Below are 1,635 nucleotides of genomic sequence, written 5' to 3'. Positions count from 1 at the left end.
AAATGAATACCAAGTCTCTGAGTGAACATACGTAATTCATTACGAAGTTTAATTCACGAGCATCAAACTTAAATTGAAGAGTTTGATCATGGCTCAGATTGAACGCTGGCGGCAGGCCTAACACATGCAAGTCGAACGGTAGCACAGAGAGCTTGCTCTCGGGTGACGAGTGGCGGACGGGTGAGTAATGTCTGGGAAACTGCCTGATGGAGGGGGATAACTACTGGAAACGGTAGCTAATACCGCATAACGTCGCAAGACCAAAGAGGGGGACCTTCGGGCCTCTTGCCATCAGATGTGCCCAGATGGGATTAGCTAGTAGGTGGGGTAACGGCTCACCTAGGCGACGATCCCTAGCTGGTCTGAGAGGATGACCAGCCACACTGGAACTGAGACACGGTCCAGACTCCTACGGGAGGCAGCAGTGGGGAATATTGCACAATGGGCGCAAGCCTGATGCAGCCATGCCGCGTGTATGAAGAAGGCCTTCGGGTTGTAAAGTACTTTCAGCGGGGAGGAAGGTGTTGTGGTTAATAACCGCAGCAATTGACGTTACCCGCAGAAGAAGCACCGGCTAACTCCGTGCCAGCAGCCGCGGTAATACGGAGGGTGCAAGCGTTAATCGGAATTACTGGGCGTAAAGCGCACGCAGGCGGTCTGTCAAGTCGGATGTGAAATCCCCGGGCTCAACCTGGGAACTGCATTCGAAACTGGCAGGCTAGAGTCTTGTAGAGGGGGGTAGAATTCCAGGTGTAGCGGTGAAATGCGTAGAGATCTGGAGGAATACCGGTGGCGAAGGCGGCCCCCTGGACAAAGACTGACGCTCAGGTGCGAAAGCGTGGGGAGCAAACAGGATTAGATACCCTGGTAGTCCACGCCGTAAACGATGTCGACTTGGAGGTTGTGCCCTTGAGGCGTGGCTTCCGGAGCTAACGCGTTAAGTCGACCGCCTGGGGAGTACGGCCGCAAGGTTAAAACTCAAATGAATTGACGGGGGCCCGCACAAGCGGTGGAGCATGTGGTTTAATTCGATGCAACGCGAAGAACCTTACCTACTCTTGACATCCAGAGAACTTTCCAGAGATGGATTGGTGCCTTCGGGAACTCTGAGACAGGTGCTGCATGGCTGTCGTCAGCTCGTGTTGTGAAATGTTGGGTTAAGTCCCGCAACGAGCGCAACCCTTATCCTTTGTTGCCAGCGGTCCGGCCGGGAACTCAAAGGAGACTGCCAGTGATAAACTGGAGGAAGGTGGGGATGACGTCAAGTCATCATGGCCCTTACGAGTAGGGCTACACACGTGCTACAATGGCGCATACAAAGAGAAGCGAACTCGCGAGAGCAAGCGGACCTCATAAAGTGCGTCGTAGTCCGGATTGGAGTCTGCAACTCGACTCCATGAAGTCGGAATCGCTAGTAATCGTAGATCAGAATGCTACGGTGAATACGTTCCCGGGCCTTGTACACACCGCCCGTCACACCATGGGAGTGGGTTGCAAAAGAAGTAGGTAGCTTAACCTTCGGGAGGGCGCTTACCACTTTGTGATTCATGACTGGGGTGAAGTCGTAACAAGGTAACCGTAGGGGAACCTGCGGTTGGATCACCTCCTTACCTTAAAGAACCTGCCTTTGTAGTG

1 rRNA gene is annotated in these 1,635 nt (G+C 53.5%); it reads left to right on the top strand.

From position 1 onward, the window contains the following. Window positions 1-70: 70 nt before the first annotated feature. Window positions 71-1,610: ribosomal RNA gene (locus tag AC2FAP_RS24355) — 16S ribosomal RNA — on the top strand. The last annotated feature ends 25 nt before the right edge of the window (window positions 1,611-1,635 follow it).

It is taken from the genome of Enterobacter cloacae complex sp. 394I7, assembly GCF_057320345.1.
Note: the sequence above shows the minus strand (reverse complement) of the source record. Positions and strands in the feature narration are given on the sequence as shown.